Below are 1747 nucleotides of genomic sequence, written 5' to 3' on the forward strand. Positions count from 1 at the left end.
GTCCGGCTCCGGCCTGGACGGCGAGCCCGAGCCGGACGGCGAGCCGTCGGCGGGTCCCTTCGCGCAGCGCTTCGGCCGCGTGCGGGGCGTCGGCGGCCTTGGCGGTGAGCCGGGCGCGTCCGAGCATCGTCTCCGAGGCCCGGACGGTGACCGGCAGCGTCTCGGCGACGAGCGGGCCGAAGCGCCGCCCTCTCGCCACCGCCACCGCGAGTCCGGCGGCGAGGAGCAGGAGGATGGCCGGGGTGACCCAGTCCGGCGTGAGACTGCCGAGCGTGTCCGGTGCGGCGGTGCCCTCGACGTCGGAGTCCTGGAAGGAGGGGACGTACCAGACGAGGCGGTCGGACTGGCCGAGCAGCGCGAGGCCGAGGGCGGCGTTGCCGTTCTCGGCGAGGAAGGCGTTGCTGAACAGCTTGGTGCCGTCGACGATCGTGCGACGGTTGCCGTCGCGGTCGTCCACGAGCACGGCCGCGCCGCTGTCGTCGCCGAAGCAGGCGTCGACGCCGCTCGCGGGCGAGAACAGGCGGTCGGGCCGGATCGTGCCCACCTCGGCGAACTCGGGCACGGCGCAGTCGGCCGCGGCGGTGGAGACGCTGCCCGGCGCGGGCTCGCCGATCCGCAGTTCCCCGAGCAGGTGCGTGCCGGTGGAGAGGAAGACCACGCGTGCGGCCGGCGCGATGAGGTCGGCGACCGCGTCGTCGCTCAGGGTGTACGGGTTGGTCATGGCCAGCGTGGCATCGTCGTCCAGTGCCGCGCGGACCTCGGCGCGGCTGCGGGCGACCTCGACCTCGACGCCCCGGTCGCGGAGGATCTCGGCGAGGGCGAGCGCTCCCGTGTCGCTGCGGCTCTCGGGGTCGAGGGCACCGCGAGCGCCGGGGCTGCTGGCGGCGAACTGCGAGGCGGCATAGGCCACGACGAGTACGAGGATGCCGATGAGCGCCCAGCCGACGATCGCGCCTGTGCGGCGAGGGCGCCGCTCGGCCGTCGTGGCGTCCTGCGGGGTGACGAGGGTCATGCGGGTACCGCCTCCGGTCGCCGCGCGCGCAGGCGGTCGTCGGTCGCGGCGAGCTCGCGGTAGGTCTCCTCGGAGGCGGGGTGGCGCAGGTAGCGCACATCGTCGAAGGCGGCGGCGGCGCGGCGCATCGCGTCGGACTCCTCGGCGAACACGAGGCTCGCCGATCGTGCGATGGCCTGCGCGGTCGCGCCGGGCGCGGGGTCGATGAGGTCGCGTTCGAGGAGGCTGCGCGCGATGGCCCGGTAGCGCAGCACCACGGCCGTGTCCCAGTCGCCGTCGCGCGCACTGCGCTCGGCATCGGTGCGCAGCTGCGCGGCGGTGCGGTCGTCGTCGGCGCCCAGCAGGTGCGCGTGGCCGCGACGTACCGCGCGGGACCGCCGGGGGCGCCCCCACACGAGCAGGGCCGTGATCAGGGCGGCGGCGATCAGCAGGACCACGGCGATGAGCGCGACGGGGCCGACGTTCTGACCGTTGCCGGAGCTGAACAGATCGGCGAGGAACCGTCCGACGTCGCGGGCGAGCAGATCGAACCAGGTCGGCTTGGCGTCGGCGTAGCGCGGGTTGGCGAGCTCCTCCTCGGCCCACCGGCGCGCTTCATCGCCGTCGGGGATGAAGACCTCGTCGAACCGGAGCATCATGCGGAGCGGTCACCGCCACCGGGAGCCGTGCCGTCGCCCTCGGGCGCGGGAGCGGGTGTCGCCGGAGCCGCGGGACGCGGGGCCGGGGCGGGCGGGG

2 protein-coding genes are annotated in these 1747 nt (G+C 75.6%); both read right to left on the reverse strand.

The window, feature by feature from the left end; translation table 11 throughout:
* A partial coding sequence (locus DW297_RS02910; RefSeq protein WP_136029198.1) for a DUF4350 domain-containing protein occupies nt 1-1012 on the reverse strand: 1012 nt, incomplete at its 3' end.
* Entirely contained in the window at nt 1009-1650 is a 642-nt protein-coding gene (locus DW297_RS02915) for a DUF4129 domain-containing protein (RefSeq protein ID WP_136029200.1), read from the reverse strand. The genes DW297_RS02915 and DW297_RS02910, both read right to left, overlap by 4 nt.
* Between the last annotated feature and the right edge of the window lie 97 nt (nt 1651-1747).

The organism is Microbacterium sp. PF5, assembly GCF_004794315.1.
Classification (GTDB): domain Bacteria; phylum Actinomycetota; class Actinomycetes; order Actinomycetales; family Microbacteriaceae; genus Microbacterium; species Microbacterium sufflavum.